Raw genomic sequence first — 1,253 nt, 5'->3', positions numbered from 1 at the left:
TTAAGATTTAATTTTTTCATAAGATACCCCATTTAAATTCTTTTGACTAGTATATCAAAATTAATTAATATTTTGCTAACAAGAAAAAATATAGAGTTTTACATATTTATAGTTAAGACAAACTCATTCTTTTATTAAAATTCTTATCTTTGATGGTCAATCTAAGATAGATTGGGTAAGTTAGGTGTGTTTATAAAATTTGCTAATAAAAGTCCAAGAAAAGCTAAAATAAGTATAACAATAATTATAGCTACTAACATGAATACACCACATGATCCTGATGCCTTTGCTTTGTTAAGTTCTTGATTGTCATCAGTCTCTAAATTATTTTTTTTATGTTTGCTCATTTTCTCACTCCATTTTACATTCATCTTATTGTTTATTTACCCTTCTTGTTGATGAAATTAAATCATCTTTTAAATCAATCGGAACCCCATAACTGTCCTTTAACACTTGGACGGATTCAGGTAAGAATCCAAACACATCCTGGTATAATTTAATCATTAAGTGACCGGCAAATAAATTTGCTTCTCTTTCGTATTTTCCTTTGCCGTGTCTTTGGTTTGTATAATAAGCGCTCATTTCTAAATGTTCTAAAGCATGATAGAGTTCATGCGCCATCACAAAATATCGTTTATTTTTATTCGCTAAAGAATCATTCAACAAAATTAAGGTCTCATCTTTAAAGTAAACAGTTTCTCCCAAAGGAGTTTTGCCAAAAGAAACATACAGCACTTCGATTCCCTTTTCTTTGGCGATTAAAAAGGGTATAACATTATTTTTTACATTATTATTAGTGACCACAATAAATATATAAAAAAAGAAAAATTACTAATATATAGAATCAGAGCAACCATTTTATAGATACTATTTAAACTATTAAACTTAACTCTTAGCGTAAGTACAAGCAAAGAACAAAAGAGAGTGATAGATAAAAGAATTCTAAATACTATGAGTTCGCTTATAAGTGAACTTAGTAATCCTCCAAGTAATAATCCTATCAAAGAAATCCAAAATAAAGAGTATAATCTTTTATCAAGTGTACCTTTCCAATGAATCTTATTAAATAAAACAATTCCAGATACCAAGCCTAAAGAAGAAATCAATTCCAACATAATTCGTCACACCTTAATTATTTATTTTTTATTATAAACTACTCTAATCAATCTTTTGTATCCCAAATTTATAATTAAATTATTCAGGCTTACTCTTGTTAGAGTTTTTCTTTTCTTCTCTCTTCAACTGTTGCGGTA

At 27.7% G+C, this 1,253-nt stretch carries 2 protein-coding genes; both read right to left on the bottom strand.

The genetic code is table 11. The features are described from left to right. Window positions 1-161: 161 nt before the first annotated feature. On the bottom strand, window positions 162-347 hold the full coding sequence (locus BMX83_RS10635; protein WP_143059544.1) for a hypothetical protein: 186 nt from the start codon (window positions 345-347) through the stop codon (window positions 162-164). A 25-nt stretch (window positions 348-372) separates the two neighbouring features. Next, entirely contained in the window at window positions 373-804 is a 432-nt protein-coding gene (locus tag BMX83_RS10630) for an ImmA/IrrE family metallo-endopeptidase (protein WP_177170588.1), read from the bottom strand. Window positions 805-1,253 lie beyond the last annotated feature (449 nt).

The organism is Alkalibacterium gilvum (assembly GCF_900109085.1).
Lineage (GTDB): Bacteria > Bacillota > Bacilli > Lactobacillales > Carnobacteriaceae_A > Alkalibacterium > Alkalibacterium gilvum.
The sequence above is the reverse complement of the archived record's forward strand: the minus strand, read 5'-3'. Positions and strand labels throughout refer to the sequence as shown.